This window comes from Marinobacter suaedae, from assembly GCF_030519635.1.
GTDB classification, from domain to species: domain Bacteria; phylum Pseudomonadota; class Gammaproteobacteria; order Pseudomonadales; family Oleiphilaceae; genus Marinobacter; species Marinobacter suaedae.
Map to the genome: position 1 here is coordinate 1,148,358 of NZ_JAUMIS010000001.1, position 22,807 is coordinate 1,171,164.

At 58.6% G+C, this 22,807-nt stretch carries 21 protein-coding genes; 8 read left to right on the forward strand and 13 right to left on the reverse strand.

What is annotated here, in order from left to right; genetic code table 11:
• Positions 1 to 480: an asparaginase domain-containing protein gene (locus tag QVZ43_RS05345; RefSeq protein WP_302909143.1), complete on the reverse strand. Its 480-nt coding sequence runs from the start codon at positions 478 to 480 to the stop codon at positions 1 to 3.
• Positions 481 to 503: 23 nt separating this feature from the next.
• Positions 504 to 1,421: a D-alanyl-D-alanine endopeptidase gene (pbpG, locus tag QVZ43_RS05350; RefSeq protein ID WP_302909144.1), complete on the reverse strand. Its 918-nt coding sequence runs from the start codon at positions 1,419 to 1,421 to the stop codon at positions 504 to 506.
• Positions 1,422 to 1,629: 208 nt separating this feature from the next.
• Here pbpG and QVZ43_RS05355 point away from each other — a divergent pair, with 208 nt between their 5' ends.
• Complete coding sequence (locus tag QVZ43_RS05355) at positions 1,630 to 4,044, forward strand: phosphoketolase family protein (protein ID WP_302909145.1); 2,415 nt, start codon at positions 1,630 to 1,632, stop codon at positions 4,042 to 4,044.
• A gap of 104 nt (positions 4,045 to 4,148) precedes the next feature.
• Here the strand turns inward: QVZ43_RS05355 and QVZ43_RS05360 are convergent, their stop codons facing one another.
• The 3 genes from QVZ43_RS05360 to ald all read right to left on the reverse strand — a co-directional run bounded on the left by QVZ43_RS05360 (position 4,149) and on the right by ald (position 6,672).
• Positions 4,149 to 4,760, reverse strand: coding sequence for a Yip1 family protein (locus QVZ43_RS05360; RefSeq protein WP_223794781.1), 612 nt, complete (start codon positions 4,758 to 4,760; stop codon positions 4,149 to 4,151).
• 200 nt (positions 4,761 to 4,960) lie between these two features.
• The gene (locus tag QVZ43_RS05365) at positions 4,961 to 5,530 is read right to left on the reverse strand and encodes a glutathione S-transferase family protein (protein ID WP_223794782.1); all 570 of its coding nucleotides are present in this window, start codon (positions 5,528 to 5,530) and stop codon (positions 4,961 to 4,963) included.
• Between the two features lie 23 nt (positions 5,531 to 5,553).
• Positions 5,554 to 6,672 (reverse strand): alanine dehydrogenase, encoded by a 1,119-nt coding sequence (ald, locus tag QVZ43_RS05370; protein ID WP_302909146.1) that lies wholly within the window; start codon positions 6,670 to 6,672, stop codon positions 5,554 to 5,556.
• A gap of 163 nt (positions 6,673 to 6,835) precedes the next feature.
• On the opposite strand from ald, the gene QVZ43_RS05375 reads away from it, so the two are divergent.
• Positions 6,836 to 7,639, forward strand: coding sequence for a dienelactone hydrolase family protein (locus QVZ43_RS05375; protein ID WP_302909147.1), 804 nt, complete (start codon positions 6,836 to 6,838; stop codon positions 7,637 to 7,639).
• 35 nt (positions 7,640 to 7,674) lie between these two features.
• Here the strand turns inward: QVZ43_RS05375 and QVZ43_RS05380 are convergent, their stop codons facing one another.
• From QVZ43_RS05380 to cysZ, 6 genes are all read right to left on the reverse strand, one after another.
• Positions 7,675 to 8,373, reverse strand: coding sequence for a lysophospholipid acyltransferase family protein (locus tag QVZ43_RS05380; RefSeq protein ID WP_302909148.1), 699 nt, complete (start codon positions 8,371 to 8,373; stop codon positions 7,675 to 7,677).
• A gap of 176 nt (positions 8,374 to 8,549) precedes the next feature.
• Positions 8,550 to 8,756, reverse strand: a complete 207-nt coding sequence (locus QVZ43_RS05385; RefSeq protein ID WP_223794786.1) for a cold-shock protein — start codon at positions 8,754 to 8,756, stop codon at positions 8,550 to 8,552.
• Positions 8,757 to 9,006: 250 nt separating this feature from the next.
• Entirely contained in the window at positions 9,007 to 9,387 is a 381-nt protein-coding gene (gene crcB / locus QVZ43_RS05390) for a fluoride efflux transporter CrcB (RefSeq protein ID WP_223794979.1), read from the reverse strand.
• A 141-nt stretch (positions 9,388 to 9,528) separates the two neighbouring features.
• Positions 9,529 to 11,979, reverse strand: coding sequence for an acyl-CoA dehydrogenase (locus QVZ43_RS05395; RefSeq protein WP_302909149.1), 2,451 nt, complete (start codon positions 11,977 to 11,979; stop codon positions 9,529 to 9,531).
• Between the two features lie 123 nt (positions 11,980 to 12,102).
• Positions 12,103 to 14,964, reverse strand: coding sequence for an RNA polymerase-associated protein RapA (gene rapA / locus QVZ43_RS05400; protein WP_302909150.1), 2,862 nt, complete (start codon positions 14,962 to 14,964; stop codon positions 12,103 to 12,105).
• 11 nt (positions 14,965 to 14,975) lie between these two features.
• Positions 14,976 to 15,731: a sulfate transporter CysZ gene (cysZ, locus tag QVZ43_RS05405; protein ID WP_223794789.1), complete on the reverse strand. Its 756-nt coding sequence runs from the start codon at positions 15,729 to 15,731 to the stop codon at positions 14,976 to 14,978.
• 97 nt (positions 15,732 to 15,828) lie between these two features.
• Between cysZ and QVZ43_RS05410 the strand changes: the two genes are divergently transcribed.
• The gene (locus QVZ43_RS05410) at positions 15,829 to 16,221 is read left to right on the forward strand and encodes a VanZ family protein (RefSeq protein WP_302909151.1); all 393 of its coding nucleotides are present in this window, start codon (positions 15,829 to 15,831) and stop codon (positions 16,219 to 16,221) included.
• A 440-nt stretch (positions 16,222 to 16,661) separates the two neighbouring features.
• Here the strand turns inward: QVZ43_RS05410 and QVZ43_RS05415 are convergent, their stop codons facing one another.
• The gene (locus QVZ43_RS05415; RefSeq protein WP_302909152.1) at positions 16,662 to 17,315 is read right to left on the reverse strand and encodes a class I SAM-dependent methyltransferase; all 654 of its coding nucleotides are present in this window, start codon (positions 17,313 to 17,315) and stop codon (positions 16,662 to 16,664) included.
• A gap of 138 nt (positions 17,316 to 17,453) precedes the next feature.
• Between QVZ43_RS05415 and mnmH the strand changes: the two genes are divergently transcribed.
• The 5 genes from mnmH to QVZ43_RS05440 all read left to right on the forward strand — a co-directional run bounded on the left by mnmH (position 17,454) and on the right by QVZ43_RS05440 (position 22,036).
• Positions 17,454 to 18,557, forward strand: a complete 1,104-nt coding sequence (mnmH, locus tag QVZ43_RS05420; protein WP_302909153.1) for a tRNA 2-selenouridine(34) synthase MnmH — start codon at positions 17,454 to 17,456, stop codon at positions 18,555 to 18,557.
• Positions 18,558 to 18,693: 136 nt separating this feature from the next.
• Entirely contained in the window at positions 18,694 to 19,527 is an 834-nt protein-coding gene (locus QVZ43_RS05425; protein WP_302909154.1) for a mechanosensitive ion channel family protein, read from the forward strand.
• Between the two features lie 170 nt (positions 19,528 to 19,697).
• A complete protein-coding gene (locus QVZ43_RS05430) occupies positions 19,698 to 20,252 on the forward strand; it encodes an aminoacyl-tRNA deacylase (RefSeq protein ID WP_302909155.1) in 555 nt (184 codons plus the stop codon).
• Positions 20,253 to 20,332: 80 nt separating this feature from the next.
• Positions 20,333 to 21,628 (forward strand): FAD-dependent monooxygenase, encoded by a 1,296-nt coding sequence (locus QVZ43_RS05435; RefSeq protein ID WP_302909156.1) that lies wholly within the window; start codon positions 20,333 to 20,335, stop codon positions 21,626 to 21,628.
• Positions 21,629 to 21,670: 42 nt separating this feature from the next.
• Complete coding sequence (locus tag QVZ43_RS05440) at positions 21,671 to 22,036, forward strand: histidine triad nucleotide-binding protein (RefSeq protein ID WP_223794796.1); 366 nt, start codon at positions 21,671 to 21,673, stop codon at positions 22,034 to 22,036.
• A gap of 19 nt (positions 22,037 to 22,055) precedes the next feature.
• Here the strand turns inward: QVZ43_RS05440 and phoU are convergent, their stop codons facing one another.
• On the reverse strand, positions 22,056 to 22,778 hold the full coding sequence (gene phoU / locus QVZ43_RS05445) for a phosphate signaling complex protein PhoU (RefSeq protein ID WP_223794797.1): 723 nt from the start codon (positions 22,776 to 22,778) through the stop codon (positions 22,056 to 22,058).
• Positions 22,779 to 22,807: the final 29 nt, after the last annotated feature.

A 22,807-nucleotide genomic window follows, 5' to 3' on the forward strand; every position in this document is an offset into this window, starting at 1 on the left:
TCAGACCCGCTCGAAGCGCTTCGCTTCCAGGTTTTTCCGAACCGAGCCGGCTTCAAACACCTCACCATTCATCGCAATGTACACCCCGGGTGGCAGAAGACTGACCGCCGACCAGGCAAACCCAAGGTTAAACAAGGCGTCCGTACGGCGCATCCGGGCTGGCTGCATGGCGCCAAACAGCACAATGGTTTTACCCTCCAAGGTGGACAGAACCGAGGCGGTTTCCGCCATGGTGTCCGTACCATGGGTAATCAGGATCCGGTCAAAGGAGGACTCGCTGGCCGCCTGAAAGACGACTTGCCGATCCTCATCTGTCATTTCAAGGCTGTCCTTGCGCAACAGTTCCCTGAGCTCGTATCCATCGTGGATATTGGACTCGGTCAACATTTCAGGCACGGTAGGGTCACCCACGGAGAATTCCGAGTTGGCGTCAAAGTACACCTTGTCGATGGTGCCACCGGTAGTAAGAATCTGGATCATCGCGACGGACCTTTTAGTCTGGGTTAGTTGGCACTGACGGTATTGTTGGCGGTAGCGGCATAAGCGGCGTTCTTCTCCTGCTCGTAGCGACGGGCAGCCTTAGCCACCTGGCCACGATCACCGGTATCCAGCCAACGTTTGATACGTCCGGCATCCCCCATGGGAGAACGGGTACCCAGGGAGTCCAGCAACACGGTAACCACCGGCTCGCCGTTCATGCGGGACACCATCACCAGACAGCGCCCGGCCTCCTCAAGATAACCGGTCTTGCTCAGAGACACGCCCCAGCTATCCCGGTGAACCAACGCGTTGGTGTTACCGAACGACAGGCTGTATCGGGGCTTGCGGAACTTGGCCCGATAGTAACGGGTGGTTGAATACTCCTCAAATTCCGGGTGCCGGGAGGCGGCATTGACCAGCTTCACCAGATCGGCGGCGGTCGACACGTTATCCGCTGACAGCCCGGTTGGGTCCACAAAGTGCGTTCCGGTCATACCCAGCGACCTGGCTTTTTCATTCATGGCCGCGACAAAGGCATCGAAGCCTCCCGGGTAACTGCGGGCCAAGGTATACGCCGCAAAATTCTCCGACGACATCAGGGCAATACGCAACGCATCGGAACGACGCAACTGGGAGTCGACGCGAATCCGCGTATAGGCGTTGGCAGCAGGGGGCGTATGCCGTTTCCTGAAGGTCAGCCACTCATCCAGCGGCTGGTCTGACTCAAGAACAACCAGTGCCGTCATCACCTTGGTCAGAGACGCGATCGGCACTGACCGATTCGCATTTTTGCCAAATACCAGTGAATCTTCCCCGACGGCGGCCACAGCGGCATTGACCGAGGCCAGGTTAGGCCCTTCGGACCTCTGACTGGCAACAGCCAGTCCGGAGAAACCCAGGAACAGGGCGAGCATTAAGGCCAGGCCACCACGTACTATCATAAGATCTGAATCCTGCAATTGCTTAAAAAAACGCCAAGTTTAAGATAATCATCATAGAGCGCCAATGCGGTCAGACCCGTACAGACGCCTTTTCGGACACAAGACCGCTCTGTCGTCCCCGCCGGCTTACTGACTTGAATCAATTACACCTGCACCTCTCACTCCTACAATTTCCTCCAGACTCGACGCCATGGAGGCAGGTGAAACCATGCAGAATAACATCCCTCAGCCGGCATCCGAGCCCACTCAGGCCGTTGACGGGTGCGCCTATGACCTTTGGCAAAAAGGCTACGGCGTCATAGAACACAGTGAAGCCACCTGCGGCCGTGTCCAGAGCCTGGCCCATCGGCTGGTCAAAGCGGGCCTGCAGCCCGATGAGACGACCGTTTACCAGAAGCTCGCCGCGCTGGACCGACTGGCCAGTGCGGGACTCTGGCTGGTGGCACACATGACCTATGCCAACCGGGTCGATGTGAGCGGCGATCCGCTGAAGCCACATGATTTCAAACTCCAGCCCCAGGGTCACACCGGCGGGGCCCTGAACATGGTCCCGGCCTACGCCGCTTATCTTGCCCTCAACAATCTGACCGGCCAAACCCGGAGTTGGCTAATGGGGCAGGGGCACTGCGTAGCCGCCATAGAAGCAATCAACGTGCTGACCGGCAACCTGCACCCCGAACAGGCGCAACGCTACGGGTCAGCGGATGGCCAGTCACGCCTTGCCAGGGATTTCTACAACTACCGGCAGTGTACCGACGGAACGGTCAGTACGCCCCTGGGTAGTCATGTTACCCCCTACACCGCTGGGGGCATTATCGAGGGCGGGTATCTGGGCTTCGCCGAACTTCAATACGCCCATATGCCACTGCCGGGGGAATCCCTGGTGGCGTTTCTGTCCGATGGCGCCGCGGAAGAGCAGCGGGGCAGCGACTGGATACCGCGTTGGTGGCGAGCCGAAGACTGCGGCCTGGTGATGCCGATTATGATCGCCAACGGCCGGCGTATTGAGCAGCGCACGGAACTCGGAACCCGAGCCGGCCTTGAACGTTTCGAAGAGCATCTGGCGGCGCGCGGCTTCGATCCCTACCCCTTCGACGGCCGGGATCCGGCGGCCTTTGTCTGCGCGCTGTTTGAAATGGAACAGTCGCTCAAGGCAAGCGGAGAGAAAGCGCTTCAGGGCAAGATCCGTTATCCCGTGCGCATACCCTACGGGATTGCAGAAACGGTCAAGGGCTTTGGCTTCTACGGTGCCGGCAGTAACGCGGCCCACAACCTGCCATTGCCCGGCAACCCGCGCCTGGACGCACCCGCTCGGGAACTCTTCAACCAGCACGCAGCCAGGCTCTGGGTAGCACCGGACGAGCTGAACCTGAGCATCGCCCGCATTTCCGAGCACGCCCGGCAATGCCGGCCTCTGGAACGAGACCACCCTCTGGCTTTGCGGAATCCGCAGGAGCCCACTTATCCACACCTGCCTCCCTGCGAAAACCGACGCTCCCCCATGAGCGCGGTGGACGACTTCTTTTGCGCTCTGGTCGACGCCAATCCCGAACTACGGGCCCGGGTTGGTAATCCCGACGAATTGGCCAGTAACCGGTTGAACGGCGTACTGGCAGCGCTCAAGCATCGGGTCCTGGAGCCGGAAAACGAACAGGAATCCATTCACGGCAAGATCATCACCGCGCTGAACGAAGAGGCAGTGGTATCCGCTTGCCTGGCCAACAAGGCGGGGCTGAATCTGGTGGCGAGCTACGAGGCCTTCTGCGTCAAAATGCTCGGCGCCATTCGTCAGGAACTGATCTTCTCACGCCATCAGAAGGAAATCGGGCGGCCAGCACAGTGGCTCGGCGTTCCCGTGGTTGCCACCTCCCATACCTGGGAAAACGGCAAGAACGAGCAATCCCACCAGGACACCACCTTCTGCGAAAGCCTGTTGGCCGAGATGAATGACGTCTCCCGCGTGCTGTTCCCTGCCGATTACAACAGCACCCTGGCCCTGCTACCCAGCGTTTATCGTCGGCGCGGGCAGATTTCCACCCTGGTGATCCCCAAGCGGGAACGCCCGTGCTTGTTCTCCTGGGATGAGGCTGAGGCGCTGTCCGAACGGGGAGCCATCGTGGTGGACGAGGATACCTCTGGCGGCGAACCACTTTTGCTGATGGCCAATGGTGCCTACCAGCTGGCCGAGGCGATTCGGGTGTGCGAGCGGCTACGAGAAACAGGCACGTCATTCCGGCTGGTTTACATTCAGGAACCCGGACGACTCCGCCAGCCCAGAGACGCCATGGAGGCGGAACAAACACTGCCTGACTTTGCCCGGGAACAGCTATTCCCCGCCCAGATCACTCGGCGCGTGGCGCTAACCCATATGCGACCGGAAGTGTTCAGGGGACACCTGCACAGTTTGTTTCCGAAAACCAAGCACAGTCGGGTGCTTGGTTATCTCAATCGCGGCGGTACGCTGGATACTGCGGGCATGCTGTTTACCAACCGGTGCTCATGGGCGCACACTCTGGCGGCCTGTGCGCAGGTGATGGACAAGCCTCCCGGCGAGTGGCTGTCGGCAGCGGAACTGGCCGCCGTAGAGGGCCGGGGCACCCCTGGGGTGATCACCGGGGTTTAGCGCCCTGACACGAAAAAGGGAGCTCCCAAGCTCCCCTCTTTGATTACGATCATGGTAAACCGGCGGCACGGCCAGGCTCTTCCCGATACCCGACCGGCCTCACGTCACCCGCTAACGAACACCGGGCCAACACCCCAGTTCCAAAGGATCACCGAGCCAACCCGTGTGGTGACCAGAATCACCAGAGCCACGGTGAGGATTGCACCACCGTAGAAGACCGCGCGGTCTTTTTCTACGCCCATGACGATCGGCAAGCCGTCATACATGAGCCACGCCCCGTAACAGGCCGCCGCCAGAAAGACGATGGCGTTGAACCAGGGCACCGGATAAAGGAGGGCAAAGCCCGCCAGGAACAAAGGCGTGCACGAATAGGCCGCCAGCGCGATACCGTAGGAGGGCACGTGTTCTTCCCTCGCTCCGTAGGTTTTGGCCATCCAGTTAACGGCATAACCGAGGGCAAACACACCGACCAACATGGCGATGTAGGTCAGGACGCTTAACTGCAGCGCACTTATTTGAGTCAACTTGATCAAGCGATCGTTTCCGACCGTCCAGCCAAAGAAGGCGGTCGAGATGTAGGCACAGATTGGAGCAATGGCTGCGAGAACAACCACGTAGGCCACGTACAGTCGGCGAGGAGTTTCGTGTTCTTTTCGAATGGAAGCCCACTCTTCGTCCGGGTGGGTGAATAAACCAAACGCGTGAGTCAGGAGCATGGACGACCCCCTTTAGAGACCTATTGTTAATATTATGAGATACGGGTAGGCAAATTGCTCAGATCAACCCACCTCCCTCAATTTAAATATAGACAAGATCAAAGGAGCCGAAAGGGAATTCGGTAAAAATTTGCTGCCTGTCTCACCTCACGGCAAGTGATCGCCCGATGGAGCTCCATGGGCGATCGGCAGGATCACAATCAGCCGCGTGGATCGGTACGGGCTACCCAGGGCTCGTCCTGATGGCGATCCCGGAATGACAGCAGACTCTCGATGCCGGTCCACTCCACGAGGCTGCGGAAATCCAGCCAGTCGACCAGGCAATACAGGCACATGGAGGGATAATCCCAGTCGTCGAAGTGCCCATCATCAACCATGGCGGCGAGGGTGCGCAGCGTCGTCAGGATGCGCTCCCGCTGCAGGTTGTAGAACATCAGGTCCTGCCCCGTGTCGATACCCGAGCGCTCGGACAGCAGCATAATGACGGCCGAGTCGTTGGCACCATCGATCAGCGTCAACTGATTTTGCTGGTCCCAGGTCAGCGGATCCCGGCCCTGCTTTGCGCTGATGTACCGGGCAATGATCCGGGAGTCATAGATCTCCTGCCCTTCGTCCTCCAGCACCGGAATTTTCAGGGTTGGATTGGTTTTTCGCAGTTCATCCCGGCCTTCACCATAAATATCCAGATTCACGAACTCGTGGGGCTCTTCCCCCAGCAGGATTCGAATACGCCGGACGTAGGGCGAGGTGGTCGATCCAATCAGCTTCATCATGCCTCCCAGTGGATTACAGCTTATATTCCCAGCAGGGATGCCGGGTTGGTGTACGAATGCCCGGTGGCCTCAGCCACTTCCCGATAGGTGACCTTGCCATCGTAGACGTTCAGACCGGCGAGCAGATGCGGATCATCTTTCATCGCCTGATCGGCGCCCTTGTTGGCAATGGCTGATATAAACGGCAAGGTCACATTGTTCAGAGCCAGGGTAGAGGTTCTGGCGACAGCCCCGGGCATATTCGCAACGCAGTAATGTACCACGCCATCAACAATATAGGTGGGATCTGCATGAGTGGTCGGTTTCGAGGTTTCCGCACAACCACCCTGATCGATGGCCACATCCACCAGCACACTGCCCTCCGGCATCCGACTGATCATGTCCCGAGTAATCAACTTCGGGGCCGACGCGCCCGGAATCAGCACACTGCCTATCACCAGGTCCGATCGGGTGACGGCCTGATCCAGCGTATGCGCGGTGGAAAACAGAGTCGCGATCCGGTTGCCATAGCGGTGGTCGAGGCTGCGCAGAACCTCCATATCACGATCCAGTACTGTCACCTGGGCGCCCATTCCCACCGCCATCGCCAGGGCGTTCTGGCCAACTACGCCTCCACCCACAATGGTGACATGGGCGGCCTCGACCCCCGGCACACCACCGAGCAGAACACCGCGGCCACCCACGGACCGTTCGAGGCAGTGGGCACCCGCCTGGATCGACATTCGGCCAGCCACCTCGGACATAGGGGCCAACAGGGGCAGCCGCCCCCAACGGTCGGTCACGGTTTCATAGGCAATGCAGGTTGCCCTGGAAGCCACCAGGTCATCGGTTTGGGGCTTGTCCGGCGCCAGATGCAGGTAGGTGAACAGTGTCTGACCGGCAGTCAATCGGGCCCGTTCTTCAGCTTGCGGTTCTTTGACCTTGACGATCAGTTCCGCCGCCTCAAACACCTCTCTCGCGGTATCCAGAAGGCAGGCGCCTGCCTGCTGGTAGTCTTCGTCGGTAAAGCCAATCGCATTGCCTGCGTTTGCCTCGACGAATACCTCGTGCCCCTGACCCACCAGTTCATGCACAGCCGCTGGCGTCATGCCCACCCGGTATTCGTGATTCTTGATCTCTTTCGGCACCCCAATTTTCATGGCTCACCTCTAGAATTCGACAAATTCGTGTACCTGAGCCTCAATTGTAGTCAAAAGGCACAACATCGAAGCCCTCCTGAATGGGCAGAGGTCCGGGCATCGGATGCGCCCTTTTGCTCGTATCAGACTCTCGCAAACAGGATGAATCACAAGGAGCAGGATCATGACGAGACTTACAGCACTTGCCTCCGCCGCAACCCTGGCTATGGCATTGATCGGCCAACAGGCAACGGCAGCCATGAAAACCGAGACCATCGAATACCGGATCGGCGATGAAACCTTCTCGGGATTCATGGCCTGGGATGACGAGTTTGACGGCAAGCGCCCCGGCATACTGTTAGTCCACGAGTGGTGGGGGCACAACGAGTTTGTTCGGGAGCAGGCCCAGAAGCTGGCCAAAGAGGGCTATACCGCCTTTGCACTGGACATGTACGGCAAGGGCAAGCTCGCGGAGCATCCGGATACGGCCAAGCAGTTCATGCAGGAAGCCACGAGCAACTTCGAACAACTCAAGGAGCGCTTCCTCGCGGCCAAAGGCCTGCTCGAAGAACATGACACTGTCGATGGCGGCAAGATTGCCGCCCAGGGATATTGCTTTGGTGGCGCAGTGGTGCTGAATATGGCCCGTAGCGGCGTGGATCTGGACGGCGTGGTCAGCTATCACGGCTCACTGGCCAGCCCGATCAAGGCGGAACCGGACAAGGTCAAAGCCCGGGTTCAGGTGTACACCGGGGGCGCAGACCAGATGGTGCCGCCCGAACAGGTAGCCGGACTGGTGGAGGAAATGCAACTGGCCGGCGTGGACCTGACCCTGGTCACCTTCCCGGACGTTTTACACTCGTTCACCAACCCCGGAGCCGACAAGATTGCCGAACAGTTTGGCCTGCCCATTGGCTACGACAAAAATGCCGCCATGCGCTCCTGGCAAGGCACACTGGATTTCTACAACGCCATATTCAGTCAGTAAGCACCGACCCTGGCCGTCCCCCGGCCAGGATTTCCTTACGACAAGGCAGAGCCAATGGTGTCCCGCACCGCTTTCATGAGGGGCTCGATTGGCTCGTCCCCCACAACCACCGGCGGGTGAATCACAATGTCGATAACACCGGGGCTGAACGCCGCATGCCCTTTCGGCAAGCGGTCGTGGGAACCTCTGACGGTGACCGGCAGAATCGGCAGTCCGCTCTGACCGGCGATCACAAAACCGCCCGGTTTGAACGGCAGAAGCTCTCCGTCCCAGGATCGGGTGCCTTCGGGGAACATCAGGATACTGGTGCCATCCGGCAACTGAGCCACGCCGTTTTTGATACTCTCCAGAGCGTCACTGCCCTTCGAGCGGTCAATAAACAGATTTCGTGATGTCTCCAGTGCCAGCCCGAACAGAGGCACCTTGCGAAGTTCCTTTTTGATGACCCAGCGATATTGCAGCCCAAGCGATAACACCAGCGCGGGCGGGTCGAAGTAGGAGGCATGGTTGCTCAAGATAACGTATTTCTGGTCAGGCTGGATGTGCTCCTTGCCGGCAACCCGCAGCCGGATGCCGCACACCTTCAAAATACACCAGGCAAAAACCTGAGTTCCGTGAAAGGCGGCGTCGCCACGTTTGCCCAGCAAGGCCGCGACAACAATCGGACCAAACAGCGCAAGCGTGAGCACAACAGCCCAGCTACAAATCCACACCGCTTTTAGCAGATTCAGCATGAAGAGATTCCTGCAACTCTCGACAACGTAAGCAAGCTACACGGTAACAAGCTTGCTCAGAGCTTACACAGGAAATATAAAGCGGCACAACCGACAACATGCCAAAAGACAGGCATTAAAAAAGGCAGCCGAAGCTGCCTTTTTTCAAGCGGTTACTGCCTGTAATCCATTAGGAATTACAGCGCAACAACGTTCTCCGCCTGAGGACCTTTCTGGCCCTGGGTAATAGTGAATTCAACCTGCTGGCCTTCTGCCAGAGTCTTGAAGCCGCTACCTTGAATAGCGCTGTAGTGAACGAATACGTCCGGGCCGCCTTCACGAGTAATGAAACCAAAGCCTTTTGATTCGTTGAAGAACTTAACGGTGCCGGTAGTAGTAGACATACTTAATTTTCCTGAAATCAATCACATAATCTATAGCCTGACGCCTTCATGGCTCAGACCGGGGGTAGGGAAAAACTGAAATCGCGGAATCAAAAACAGGGACGGTCACTACTAACTGCGGAAGTACGCCTTATTCATGAAGTGCATTACTAATCTTTCCTTACTGAGCCACTCTACTCCTGAACCAAAGTGATGCCAAGAGATATTTCAATAATTTAAGTACGTACTCGTACCCATGACAGGGAGGCCTCTAGGTCCTCAACAGACCATAGCTGTACAGACCAAGAGCCGTCATAATCAGCGAGCCAACCACGTGAGCCAGAACACCGGCCAGCGCCATTCCCCACTTGCCTTCCTGAAGGGCGGAAAACATTTCCAGTGAAAAGGTCGAGAACGTCGTCAGCGCCCCGCACAGGCCGGTGATGGCGAACAGCCGCCACTCCGGAGAGAGGCTGCTACCCGTGCTGAAGTAGCCGATCAAAAAGCCAACAAACCAGCCGCCGGCCAGGTTGGCCACCAGAGTACCCAGGGGAATCGGGTGGTAATTGCTGTTCAGCCAGAGTCCCAGCGCCCATCGCAGATTGGCACCTATGACCGCTCCGGCACTCACCGCCAATACGGAAAGCCACATGCGTCTGATATCCATTCACGTTGAAACTGCACCGCCGGGCGGCAACCAGATTTCAGTATGCCGACATAAAACCAACAAGTTAAGGCCAAAAAAAGAGGGGCACCGATCGGTGCCCCTCCACTGACTTTCAATGCCTTGCCATCAGGCTGCGTTGTGTTTGATGACCGCTTTCTTGTTACTGGCGAACTCATCAAAGGCAAAGTCGTCCACGGTCAGCATTTCAAGCACCACCGCCTCGTACTTGCGCATGAACTCAGCCTCTTCTTTGCTGAACACGCCTGCTTCCAGAGCCGCCTCGAAGCGATCCTCAGGGTGCAGCGCGGTCATTGGCAGTTCACCCTTGGCGTAAGCTTTGGTGACCTTGCGATACAGCTTTTCGGCCCGGTCGTAATCTTTAAGCAGACCATTGTACTGTGCCAGCGGGTTTTCAATGCCACCCGCACCTTCGGTCGTCCACACGCCCGCCAACAGCTTGGAGCGGATGGGCGTATCGGTGGAGACCGCACGGGCGATCTTGCGGGTCAGATCGTCAGCCGGCCCATGCCAACGGCGCCCAAGAGGCAACGTGATGCCCCGAAGCACCAGAGCTACTGCACGGTTTGGCATGTTGTTCAGGAACTCATCCAGGGCCCGCTCAATACGGTTCAGCAACAGCGTCATGCTGTACTCCATAAGCTCGCGCTCACCCTGAGCCGGCTGCCCCTCATGCCAGTTCTTCAACACCATCGAACCCAGATACAGGTTCGACAGCATATCGCCCAAGCGTGCAGAGATCAGCTCGCGCATTTTCAGTTCACTGCCCAGCGTCGTCATGGCGGCATCCGAGCAGAGGCCAAAGGCCGCACTGAAGCGGGACAGCGCCTGAGCATATCGACGGCTGGCACTGTCAAACGGAACCTCCGCACGCCCCAGACCCAGTGCCTGGGTGAAGGAACGGGCGGCGTTGCCGAAGATCAGGCCGGCATGGCCGAAGAAGGCCTTGTCGAATGCCTGGATGTCATCGGCATCTTTGGCGGCCAGTTCCTTCAGCACATAGGGATGGCATCGGATTGCACCCTGACCGAAGATCATCAGGCTGCGGGTCATGATGTTGGCACCCTCAACGGTGATGGACACCGCCGCACCACTGAAGCTGGTGCCCAGGTAGTTGCGGGGACCCAGGGTAACCGCCTTGCCACCATGGACATCCATGGCGTCCGTGAGCACGTCACGCTGGAACTCGGTCAAATGGTATTTCAGGATCGCAGACGGCACTGCCGGCTTCTCACCCTGATCAATCATGTTCGCGGTGTGATTGACCGCGGACTGGGCGATGTAGGTTTTGCCCGCAATACGAGCCAGTGGCTCCTGCACGCCCTCCATGTCGGCCACCGGCGTATTGAACTGGCGGCGAACCCGGGTGAAGCCACCCGAAGTGCCCGCGGTATAGGCTGCAATGCCGGCCGCGCCGGATGGCAGCGTAATGCAGCGACCCACCGACAGGCACTCAACCAGCATACGCCAGCCTTCGCCCGCCATATCCTGCCCACCGATGATGTAGTCCAGCGGGATGAACACGTCCTTGCCCTTGATCGGGCCGTTCATGAACGGCTGGCCGATCGGGCAATGACGGCGACCGATCTCCATGCCCTTGGTATCCCGGGGGATCAGGGCACAGGTGATGCCGATGTCTTTCTCTTCGCCCAGGAGGCCGTCCGGATCAAACATCCGGAACGCCAGTCCAACCACCGTGGCAATCGGCGCCAGGGTGATCCAGCGTTTTTCGAAGTTGAGCTTGATACCAACGACTTCCTTGCCATTGAACTTGCCCTTGCACACGATGCCGGTATCCGGAATGGAGGTCGCATCGGAGCCAGCCCGCGGGCCAGTCAGGCCAAAACAGGGAATGTCACGCCCGTCGGCCAGACGCGGCAGGTAATGGTTCTTCTGCTCATCGGTACCGTACTTGACCAGCAACTCGCCCGGGCCGAGTGAGTTGGGCACACCCACGGACACCATCAGCATTTCGTTGGCGGCCAGTTTCTGGAGCACAGCTGTCTGTGCCTTGGCAGAGAAGCCCAGCCCGCCAAATTCCTTGGGGATGATCATGCCGAAGAACTTCTCTTTCTTCAGAAAATCCCACAGTTCCTTGGGCAGATCAGCACGCTCGATGGCCAGGTCCCATGCGTTACACATGGAGATCGCCTCGGTGCACTGGTTATCGACGAAGGCCTGCTCTTCTTCCCGCAAGCCGTCGTGGCGGTTGGACAACAGGCTGCGCCAGTTGGGCTGCCCGGTGAATAACTCGCCATCCCATCCAACAGTGCCGGCCTCAAGGGCCACTTTCTCAGTGGCGGATACCTTCGGCGCCACCTTCTTGAACATGGCGAAAATTTTCGGCGTCAACCACCCCTGACGGAAGCCTGGCAGGCCTGCTGCTGCCGTTGCGCCGGCACCCAGGAACAGAACCAGGGTCAGCCATCCAGAGCCAAAGATCCACGACACAATGCCCACCGCGACCATGACACCAATGGCCGGCATGGCTCCGGCCTCACGGCGCATGACGATCAGCAGACCAGCCAGCGCCACCAGAAAAAGAATGAAAGTCATCATAGGTTCTCTCTGTCACCCGTATTTCGGAAACACATTAAGACTAAAGTTGGTACGCCAACAGTACCGCATCAGATGAAAGCTGAACAGCCAGCGATCACCAGAGAGCCAAGCGGCTCACACTGATCAGGAGGTCACGATAACGCGGATGCCTTCCAGTGCCAGAGTGGCATGGCCGATGGCATCCCGGGCCGCTGCCAGCTGCTCGCGGAAGTAGTTCACCTCTTCCTCGCGGATGGCGGGGTTCACGGCCTGCAGGGCTTCCAGCCGTCGGATTTCCGGCGTGAAATGGGATTCCACCTGTTCCAGGGCTTTCTGTCGCATGGGTTCCAGATGCGGCCGGGACAGAGTCTCTGCATGGCCGACCAGGGTTTCCACCTGGCTACGGATTTTCGGCACGATGGCCTGGGCCGTGCGGCGGCGGATGTTGGAGCACAGATCATTCAGGCGATCATGGGGTAACGCCGCAGACAGATCCTTGCCGGTCACATCCACCAGCAGGCGCAGCGGCGACACCGGCAGGTAACGGGTCAGCTGAAGCGTTTCCGGTGCCGGGCAGTGGACGGAGAACAGGGCTTCCAGCAGCAACGTGCCGGGCGGCAACGCCTTGACGCTGAGATTCGCCAGCGCCGCCTTACCCAGGCCACTGCTGATGACTGAGTCCATCACCCCGGTCACCATGGGGTGCTCCCAGCTCATGAAACCCAGGTCCTCCCGCTCAAGGGCGTCCTGACGGTCCCAGGTAACAGTAATACCGTCTTCCGGCAGTTCTGCCACATGTCCCGCCTGGTACTGCTCGCCGGGCTTGAGCACGTCGGAATGCTCGCCATGGTCCTCGACATCCACCCCAAGAATGTCAAAGGCTTCCAACATATAGTCACGGACCCGGGCGGATTCTTCCTCGGTCTCAATCGCCTCAATCAGCGACTGGGCCACCTCCGGGCGGCAGGAATTCAATTCAATCAGGGCATCACGGCCCTTCTGCAGCATGGCTTTCAGGCGTGCAGTTTCCTCCGCGGACACGGACACCAGCCTGTCCACGGCGGATAAATCCCCATCAATGGCGGCCCGCCAGTCGTCCTGAACCTTATCCTGCACACTGACGCCAACCGCACAACTTTCAGCAAAGGCGTTCAGGCCTTCATCAAACCAGCGGTACTGAACTTCCTGCGCGGTGCCCTGAAGGTACGGGATGTGTATCTTGATGGTCTCGGTCTGGCCAATACGATCCAGGCGACCGATGCGCTGTTCCAGCAGGTCCGGGTTAGCGGGAAGATCGAACAGCACCAGATGGTGGGCAAACTGGAAGTTACGGCCCTCGCTACCGATTTCCGAACAGATCAGCACCTGGGCACCCTGTTCGCTGTCGGTGAAATAGGCTGCGGCGCGGTCGCGTTCAATCAGGCTCAGGTGTTCGTGGAAGGCAGCGCTCCGAATACCGGCCCGCAACTGAAGGTAGTGTTCCAGTGCCATGGCCGTCTCGGCCCGGGCACAGATGACCACCACCTTCTGTGGTCGCAGTGAGGCAAGGGTTTTCTCCAGCCAGGGAACCCTAGGATCGTCTGCCAGCCACATGTCTTCAGTGACTTCCTGCTCCGGCGCCAGTCCGGTTTCGCCCCAGGCGTGGGGTCGATACATCTCCGGACAGGGTATCGCAGCCGGCCTGGGTTCTCGTTTCGGAAAGCCCTGTATCGCCGCACGGGTATTCCGGAACAGTACGCGCCCGGTACCATGCCGATCCAGCAATGCATCAATGATGGCCTGCTCCGGGGCCTCTCCCGCCAGCAACTGATCCAGTTCGTCGCCCAACCAGCCTTCCAGCGCCTTGCGATCCTCTGCCGTCAGCTCAGACGAGCCGGATTGCAGATGGCGGACCACACGGTTGATCGCTTCGTACTGCTGCTCTTGCTTCTGGAACGCCTCCAGGTCGTGAAAGCGGGCCGGATCCAGCAACCGGAGACGGGCGAAATGGCTGGCCACCCCAACCTGCTCGGGTGTGGCTGTTAACAGCAGCAGCCCCTGGCTTTCCGCTGCCAGTTCCTCAACCACACGGTATTCAACGCTTGGCTCTTGCGGACTCCAGGCCAGGTGATGGGCCTCGTCTACCACCATCAGATCCCACCCGGCTGCGCTGGCATGTTTCTGGGCGCGGGTGCTGTTGGTCAGAAAATCCAGACTGCACAACACCAGCTGCTCGGACTCGAAAGGGTTTTCGTCGTCATCATCGCCGAAGATATGACTGACCAGCGCATCGACATCGTCTTTCTGCGCGTCCAGAGCCTCGTAGCGCTGCTGGTCGATGATGGAGAAACGCAGGTTGAACCGCCGGAGCATTTCCACCAGCCACTGGTGGATCAGGGAATCAGGCACCACAATCAGGGCACGCTTGGCCCGGCCCGTATGAATCTGGTAGTGCAGGATGAGGCCGGCCTCGATGGTTTTGCCAAGCCCCACTTCATCCGCCAGCAGCACCCGGGGCGCATGGCGCTTAGCCACCTCATGGGCGATATAAATCTGGTGCTGCAGATGCTGGGTTCGCGCCCCGATCAGCCCCTGGGCCGAGGAGGCCCGCAGGCGCTCCAGATGCTGCATGGTCGCCACCCGAAGCCGGAACGCCCCATTCCGATCGAACTGGCCGGCAAACAGGCGCTGGTGGGGGGCCGAGAAATTGACCGCGCCACTCAACTTCACTTCGGAAATCTGGTGCGTCTGCTCACCATCGTCAGCCTCGTACATCAGCACACCAGCGGCTTCCTCGACCGCCTGCACCACGTAGCGGCTGCCGTCATAGATTTCAATTTCCTCGCCAACCTGAAACATGATGCGAGAGAGCGGCGCGTTATCAATCGCGTAGGTGCGCTCCTCGTCGGCCGAAGGAAAACCCAGCGTGACTCGGCGGCCAGAAATGTCCGTCACGATACCAAGCCCCAATCCGGTATCGCTGTGGCTGACCCAACGCTGACCTATGACAAAATCCAGTTTTTCCAAGTAACCTCCGATCAGACAGACTTGCGGGCAGCGCCTTTTTCACGCACCCAGTAAGCTGTGCCGCCACACACCGCAGCCGGCACGACAATAAGATTAAGCAAAGGAACCATGGCCGCCAGGGCGACCGGCAGCCCAAACCCGAGGGCGGACAACCGCGTTTCACCCAGCAAGCCTCTCAGCCCCTTGAAACTGACCTTGTGGTTATCTGCAGGATAGTCCACATACTGCAGAGCCATCATCCAACTGTTGAACAGGAACCAGAGCACCGCAGCCACAAGATTGACCACTGGAATGATGCCGATGATAAAAAGGCCCAGTGCACGCGGAAGGTAATAGAGAATTTTCTGAACTTCGCGACCAAGGGCCCGGGGAATGTCTTTCACGATCGCCTGCCAGCTGTCGTCCGTATTCAGCTCTTCTCCGGTCAGGTGTTTTTCCGTCAGTTCTGCCAGATAGCCGTAGAAAGGAGAGCCGATCAGATTCGCGACAATGACAAAACCGTAGGCAAGCATCAGCAGAATGACGGCGCCGTACAGTATCCAGAACAGCCAATCCAGGGCTTGCAACCACGTCCAGTCAGGCAGCCAGGCCATGGCGCCGGCAATCATGACGGTGAACAGTTCGGCAAGGAAATAGAACAACAGACCAAACAGAACGATATTCAGAACCAGAGGAATGATGACAAACAGGCGCAGGCCGGGCTGGCGAATCAGGCGAAATCCCTCGCCGAGGTAACCCAGTCCACGAAAAAAATTTCCTTTCAGCATACTTGGCTTACGCTCCCCTTCGATGACAGTGGCGGGGCGCAGAGCATATCATGTTGGTGTTATTCACACAGCCAGCCAGCAGTAGCGGGATTCCCCCATGGTGCCAGTAAAAGCGCTTGTTCTTGATGTTCTTAATTGCCGTCCACTCTGGCGAGCGGCGCTTGCTCTGTCCGTGCTGGCCATTGCGATCCTGGCCACAACCAGCAAGCCCTACCTTATGCCGGCACAGGGCCACGACAAACTAATCCACCTGCTGGCTTTTCTGGAACTTACCATCCTGATCCGGCTGGCCTGGCCCAAACCCCATCCGCTGTTGTATGCCCCGGTGCTGCTGGCCTTTGGACTGATCATCGAAGGCGTGCAGGAAACGCTGCCCTACCGCGTTTTTTCCACATCGGATCTACTGGCAGGTGCTGCTGGTGTGGCGCTGGGAATGCTGCCGTGGCCACGCAGCCTGTTGCCCGCCACGGATGCCGAATCGCATGGGTAGGAAATCCCCCACTCATCTTGTGCGATATTTCCCACAAACATGTGAGAAGTTCCTGATACGTGTCGTACGAAACGTGGAGAAAAAATCCGACACCACTCTGTAACTCCCTGTAAATAAGGGTTACACAATATGTCAGCTTTCTTTACCGACCGTTACAGGGCGTTTTGTCACACACATGCAATCTAGCCCTTGCTATATTGAAAGCGTCAGGGATGACAGGGAAAAGGAAGACGCTAGGAAGCACCCCGGCAAGGAATGCAGGGAGAAGCAGGGACACAAGGAATAATCGCTTAGGGATAATTTTTCGGATGACCGGCTAGGATGCCGGCATCAGGGAAGATCAGGGATACCGGCGACAAGGTTGTTGCCAGGCGCAGGAACGCGCTACCCGCTTAAGAAGGGCAATCCAACTGGATTGCCCTTTTCTTTTCTGCCAGACATTACTCACCCGCGAGATAAACGCGTACCCGGTTGAACTCTTCGAACTCGTTCAGATCTGGCCAGGTACGAGCCTCCACTGTGGTCAGCAGCCGGTAGGCCTCATCGCCGAGGTTCTTTACCCGGGAATCCGCCAGCAACACCCGGGGCGCGGCTGACCGGAACACCTGAAGCAGAGGCCGGTTGTCCGGATCGTAGAGCACATCCGCCGCGGTAATTACCTCAATATCCTCAGGTCGCACATCCCAATCCCGACACAAGGACACCGACACGCCATTCAGTTCGGCATTGGCCGCCACGGCATCCAGAGCTGCCTCATCGAGATCACAGGCAATCACCTCGCGGGCTCCTGCCTTTGCCGCCGCCACCGAAACAACCCCGGACCCGGCACCGAAATCCAGTACTCGCTTGCCGGCCACCCACTGCGGATTGGCCAGAATCCAGCTCGCCAATACCTGCCCGCTGGCCCAGCAGAAGGACCAGTAGGCCGGCTCGGCCACAACCGCCTGAGCTTCGTCGTGGCTTAATGGACCTTCCAGTACCGAAGGGTCGAACAGGTATAACGGCAACTGCTCGCATCCCGCCGGCCGGGACACGGCAACCCGCCCACGACTCAGTGTTTTTTGTAAGTGACGATCTAAACAATCCAACGCCATCGACTCCCCTGCTACCCCGGTAATTGGCCTGTCCGCTATTGTAGCGGCGGCTCTCGCCGGATTCAGCGCCGGTGAGCGTTGGAATGGCATTTTCGGTATACTGCCGCCTCCGCTGTCGTTCACCAATCAGATACCCCAATGGCCACCAGACCTGACACTGACGATTACCTGTCGCTGTTCCTGAACGATGTCCCGCTGATGGACGTTCGAGCTCCCGTGGAATTTACCAAGGGCAGTTTCCCGTGCGCGATCAACGCCCCTCTGATGAACGACGAGGAACGTCGCCGGGTTGGCATCTGCTACAAGGAAAAGGGGCAGGATCAGGCCATCGAGCTGGGTCACCAGCTGGTATCCGGCGACATCAAATCACAGCGTCTCGAAGCGTGGAAACGCTTTGCTGCCCAGCACCCCGAGGGCTACCTGTTCTGTTTCCGGGGAGGGTTGCGTTCCCGGTTGACCCAGCAATGGATCAAAGAAGCAGGCATTGATTACCCGCTGGTTAAGGGCGGCTACAAAGCGCTGCGCCGGTTTCTGATAGACAGCCTGGAAGCCCAGATTGCCGAGGGGCAATTCCGGGTGCTCAGCGGAAAAACCGGCACCGGCAAGACCCGGGTTCTCCAGCAGCTTCCCAATCCGGTCGACCTCGAAGGCCTGGCCAACCACCGGGGTTCCAGTTTTGGCCGCCAGGTAACGCCCCAGCCATCCCAGATTGATTTCGAGAATCGTTTGGCTGTGGCCATGCTCAAGGCACACCATCACATTGGTGGTCCCATCTATCTGGAAGACGAAAGCCGTCTGGTGGGCCGTTGCGCCCTGCCAGAAACCCTGAAGAATCGCATGGGTGAAGCGCCACTGCTGATTCTGGAAAGACCGCTATCCGATCGTATCCAGATTATTCGCGAAGACTATGTCGAGGGCATGCTCGCCGATTACCTTGGCCGGGATGGCGAACAGGCGGGCTGGATCAATTTCCGCGATTATCTGCTCAGCGCCCTGGATCGCATTCGCAAGCGACTGGGCGGAGAACGGCATCAGCATCTTCGAAACCTGATGGAAGACGCGCTGGACCATCAGCACGACAGTGGCGAGACCGACCGCCACGACCGGTGGATTCAGGCGCTGCTCCAGGACTACTACGACCCCATGTACGACTATCAGCTCGGCCAGAAAGAAGGCCGGATCCTGGTGCGGGGTGAGCCCGACGAGCTGTTGGACTGGGCCAGCCACAGCGGTTGCGCGTAATTATTCCCCAATCACCACCAGATTTGGCAAGTTATTCCTTTGCCTGCTATGGCCGCCTTGGCTAAAGTGGTGGCGTTTACGCTGTTTGCTTTGATACAACCTTTCCGTGACAACCCAAGAACAAGGAGTTCTGGTAATGGACGATCTTTTTGGCGCCGACGGACGCGCCTCAGAATGGATGGATCAGGCGGTCAGCATGGTGATGGCCTACGCCCCGAAAGTGTTGCTGGCCATCGTCACCCTGATCATCGGTCTCTGGATCATCAATCGCTTTGTCGCGATTCTCGACACGAAGCTGAGCAACAAAGACCCTTCCCTGAATAAATTCCTGTGTGGCCTTGTCAGCGCCATCCTGAAAGTCCTGCTGCTGATTTCCGTAGCCTCCATGGTCGGAATTGCCACCACCTCCTTTGTCGCCATTGTCGGTGCCGCCGGCCTCGCCGTGGGCCTGGCACTGCAGGGCAGTCTCGCCAACTTTGCCGGCGGCGTACTGATCCTGATCTTCAAGCCGTTCAAGGTGGGAGATGTGATCGACGCCCAGGGCTACGTTGGAACGGTCCGCGAAATCAGCATCCTCTACACCATCATGGACACCTTCGATAATCGCCGCGTCATTGTCCCTAACGGGCAACTGGCCAATTCCAGCCTGACCAACAACAGTGCCTACGAAACCCGCCGCTGCGACCTGACCTTTGGTATCGGCTATGGCGACGATATCGACGCCGCCAAAGCCATCATCCAGCGGCTGATTGATCAGGACGAACGAGCCCTGAAAGAGCCGGAGCCTGTGATTGTGGTGGGCGGACTGGGGGAGAGTTCTGTAGATCTGACCGTTCGGGTATGGACCAAATCAGCCGATCTCTGGCCCTTCTACTGGTCTATGCAGGAAAGCGTGAAGAAAACGTTTGACGCCGAAGGCATCAGAATTCCCTTCCCCCAACGGGATGTTCACCTGTTCAAGACCGAATGATGACCGGAACTGATGTCTCAAATTTAAAGCCAGTCATTCGAAAACTGCGCAACCCCGAACTAAGCTGACGGTGAATGGCGGGCGGACGAGGCCCCGCCAGGCCGTCGGGGCCTGCAAACCAACAACGATCGGCCCCGTGACGCTGTCATTGCTGGTAGGAGGTTGTCACTATGCCGGTACAGCAGTTAAAAAAGTTCCTTGATGAGGCAGGCGTCGAATACATGTGCCTCTCTCACCCGCCCGCTTTTACCGCAAAAGAACTTGCCCACCATGTTCAGATTGCCGGAGACCGCGTCGTCAAAACGGTCATCGTCGAGCTGGATGGAAAGATGGCCATGCTGGTCATGCCCGCTACCTGGCGCGTACGCTGGGACCGCCTCTCACGCACACTGGATACCGACTTTGTCGATCTGGCTGACGAACAGGAGTTTCAAGACCGCTTCCCCAATTGCGAGGTGGGTGCGATGCCTCCCTTCGGCAATCTCTTCGGCATGTCGGTCTATTGCAGCGAAGTGCTGACCGAACAACCGGAACTGGCGTTTGCCGCAGGAACCCACACTGAATCTGTGCACATGAAGACCGGGGATTTTTTGAATCTGGTACAACCCATGGTGCTTAATCAGGGTTTCGTGAAGCCGGGCGCGAAGAAGCCCGCCTGGCTCGCCAAGGGCCGACGACGGCCCGACGATGTGGAAACGGGCCTGACCGGTGCCGCCGGTTACTGATCCTTGACTGAACGCAATTTCGGGCCGTTTGTCTGAGCGCTGCCATCGCGTAAACTGTTGGCATCAGACAGGAACCCGATATGACACACGCTTATGACATTGCGGTGGTTGGCGCAGGCATGGTTGGCGCTGCGCTGGCCACTGGCCTGGCACAGGATGGCTTCACGGTTGCGCTGATCGACCGCGCGCCAGCCCCAGAATTCGCACCGGACGCGGCTCCCGATATTCGCGTCTCCGCTCTGAGCGCCGGTTCAGAGCGTTACCTTCAACAGTTGGGCGCCTGGCCACAGATAACCGGCATGCGGGCCACCCCCTATCGGCGCCTCGCCGTCTGGGACCAGACCCCCCATCCACTGAGCGGCCTCGTTCCCCGCAAATTCACGGAAGTGGAGTTTGATGCTACCGGCCTGGGTACCAGCCACCTCGGGCACATCGTGGAAAATGCGGTCACCCAGCAGGCACTCTGGCAGGTGGCCGGAGCAACGGCCGGCGTGACCTTTTTTACCGGTCACGGCGTGTCGGCACTGACGGAACGTCAGGACAAGGTCACGCTGGCACTGGATAACGGAACACAAGTTGACGCGAACCTGGTGGTTGGCGCTGATGGCGGGCAATCCAAGATCCGTGAGCTGGCCGGCATCGGGGTCAGCCGTGACCAATACGCCCAGCAAGCCATGGTGTTGTCCGTGCGTTACCAGGGCCCGGTGGAAGACATTACCTGGCAGGGGTTTTATCCCTCCGGTCCGCGAGCGTTTCTGCCCCTGCACAGCGCGGGCCCTGAACATCCGGATGAAAGCTGGGCTTCACTGGTGTGGTACGACTCGCCGGAGCAACTCGCCCGCCTGAAGGCGATGCCTGACAGCGAACTGCTGGCAACCATCCAGAAGGCGTTTCCTGCCACTTTGCCGTTACTGACCCACCTGGACAGCAAGGCCAGCTTCCCCATCGCCCGCCAGCATGCCTCACGCTATTTCTCTGGTCGTGTGGTACTGGCCGGTGACTCTGCTCACACCATCAACCCATTGGCGGGCCAGGGTGTCAACCTGGGCTTTCAGGATGCCCAATGCCTGCAGACTGTGCTCAAAGAGGCCCGGCGCGCCAACCAGGACCTGGCGGATCCCGACCGACTGGCTCAGTATGAACGGCAACGCCGGCCGGCCAACCGCCGGATGATGCTGACCATGGATCTGTTCTACCACCTGTTCAGCAACCGGATTCCGCCGGTGCACCTGCTGCGCAACCTGGGCCTCGGCGCCGCTCGCGCTCTGCCCTTTGCCCGCAACCGGGTGGCGCGCTACGCCATGGGCATCGACGACCAGTTACCAGCCGTGCTGACCCAGCTGGCGAATCGCATTCCCGGCCTGAACCAGCTTTAGTGTGCCGGCTACATCACGTACGTCACCGACTCAGGAGCCATCATGTCAGAAACGATTTTCACCAAGATCATCAACCGGGAGATTCCCGCCGACATCATCTATGAGGATGACATCAGCCTGGCGTTCAAGGACATCAATCCCCAGGCGCCCGTGCACTTCCTGGTGATTCCCAAGAAAGGCATTGCCACGATTAATGACGTAGAGGAAGGCGACCGGGAACTGGTCGGGCACCTGTACTGGGTTGCCAGCAAGCTGGCCAGGGAGATGGGCTTTGCCGAGGACGGCTACCGCACGGTGATGAACTGTGGCGAGAATGCAGGCCAGACCGTGTTCCACATCCATCTGCACGTGCTGGCGGGCAAGCCCTTCGGCTGGCCGCCCTACACCGATCGAATGAAACAGGCCTGATCCTGTCAGGGTGTGGGGCTCAGCGCCCCACCACCCGCTCGGCCTCTTCAACGGAGGTATGGCGAACGTCTTCGCCTTTGACCATGAAGATCACGTTTTCTGCAATGTTACAGGCATGATCGCCGACCCGCTCGAGAGCCCGCAGCACCCACATCACGGACATGCAGCGGGAAATATTGCGGGGATCTTCCATCATGAAGGTCAGCAAGGCCCGGGTGGCGGCCTGATACTCTTCATCCACCCGCTTGTCTTCCTTCATGATGCGCAGGGCCTGCTCTGAATCCAGGCGGGCAAAGGCGTCGAGGGCATCCTGCAGCATGGTTTTCACATGCTGGCCAATGTGGCGCACTTCCACATAACCGCGAGGGGCCTGCCCCTCTTCGGACAGTTTGATGGCCAGTTTGGCGATTTTCTTGGCCTCGTCACCGACACGCTCCAAATCCGCCACCATCTTGATGACGGAAATCACCAGGCGAAGATCCCGGGCGGTGGGCTGACGACGGGCGATGATCAGCGTGGCTTCCTCGTCGATGTCCATTTCCATCTTGTCGACGATTTTATCCCGGGCGCGGATTTCTTCAGCTTCATGCGCATCTCCCTCAATCAGCGCATGGATAGCTCCGTCGACCTGCGCTTCAACCAAACCGCCCATCTCAAGGAACTCGGTCTTGAGCTCCATGAGTTCGGTGTTGAACTTGTGAGAGATGTGGTCTCCGTACACATTGTCCTTATTCACTGGCATAACCTTGATCTCCAATAATGCTTTGCCCA

Coding starts and splice junctions, on each gene's coding strand:
- QVZ43_RS05345 (WP_302909143.1), bottom strand. CDS start 480: ATGATCCAGATTCTTACTACCGGTGGCACCATCGACAAGGTGTACTTT.
- crcB (WP_223794979.1), bottom strand. CDS start 9,387: ATGTGGCTTTCCGTATTGGCGGTGAGTGCCGGAGCGGTCATAGGTGCC.
- QVZ43_RS05395 (WP_302909149.1), bottom strand. CDS start 11,979: ATGATGACTTTCATTCTTTTTCTGGTGGCGCTGGCTGGTCTGCTGATC.
- QVZ43_RS05385 (WP_223794786.1), bottom strand. CDS start 8,756: ATGTCTACTACTACCGGCACCGTTAAGTTCTTCAACGAATCAAAAGGC.
- cysZ (WP_223794789.1), bottom strand. CDS start 15,731: ATGCTGAAAGGAAATTTTTTTCGTGGACTGGGTTACCTCGGCGAGGGA.
- QVZ43_RS05435 (WP_302909156.1), top strand. CDS start 20,333: ATGACACACGCTTATGACATTGCGGTGGTTGGCGCAGGCATGGTTGGC.
- QVZ43_RS05440 (WP_223794796.1), top strand. CDS start 21,671: ATGTCAGAAACGATTTTCACCAAGATCATCAACCGGGAGATTCCCGCC.
- ald (WP_302909146.1), bottom strand. CDS start 6,672: ATGAAAATTGGGGTGCCGAAAGAGATCAAGAATCACGAATACCGGGTG.
- QVZ43_RS05425 (WP_302909154.1), top strand. CDS start 18,694: ATGGACGATCTTTTTGGCGCCGACGGACGCGCCTCAGAATGGATGGAT.
- QVZ43_RS05355 (WP_302909145.1), top strand. CDS start 1,630: ATGCAGAATAACATCCCTCAGCCGGCATCCGAGCCCACTCAGGCCGTT.
- QVZ43_RS05360 (WP_223794781.1), bottom strand. CDS start 4,760: ATGCTCCTGACTCACGCGTTTGGTTTATTCACCCACCCGGACGAAGAG.
- QVZ43_RS05430 (WP_302909155.1), top strand. CDS start 19,698: ATGCCGGTACAGCAGTTAAAAAAGTTCCTTGATGAGGCAGGCGTCGAA.
- QVZ43_RS05410 (WP_302909151.1), top strand. CDS start 15,829: ATGGTGCCAGTAAAAGCGCTTGTTCTTGATGTTCTTAATTGCCGTCCA.
- QVZ43_RS05380 (WP_302909148.1), bottom strand. CDS start 8,373: ATGCTGAATCTGCTAAAAGCGGTGTGGATTTGTAGCTGGGCTGTTGTG.
- mnmH (WP_302909153.1), top strand. CDS start 17,454: ATGGCCACCAGACCTGACACTGACGATTACCTGTCGCTGTTCCTGAAC.
- QVZ43_RS05375 (WP_302909147.1), top strand. CDS start 6,836: ATGACGAGACTTACAGCACTTGCCTCCGCCGCAACCCTGGCTATGGCA.
- pbpG (WP_302909144.1), bottom strand. CDS start 1,421: ATGATAGTACGTGGTGGCCTGGCCTTAATGCTCGCCCTGTTCCTGGGT.
- QVZ43_RS05415 (WP_302909152.1), bottom strand. CDS start 17,315: ATGGCGTTGGATTGTTTAGATCGTCACTTACAAAAAACACTGAGTCGT.
- phoU (WP_223794797.1), bottom strand. CDS start 22,778: ATGCCAGTGAATAAGGACAATGTGTACGGAGACCACATCTCTCACAAG.
- QVZ43_RS05365 (WP_223794782.1), bottom strand. CDS start 5,530: ATGAAGCTGATTGGATCGACCACCTCGCCCTACGTCCGGCGTATTCGA.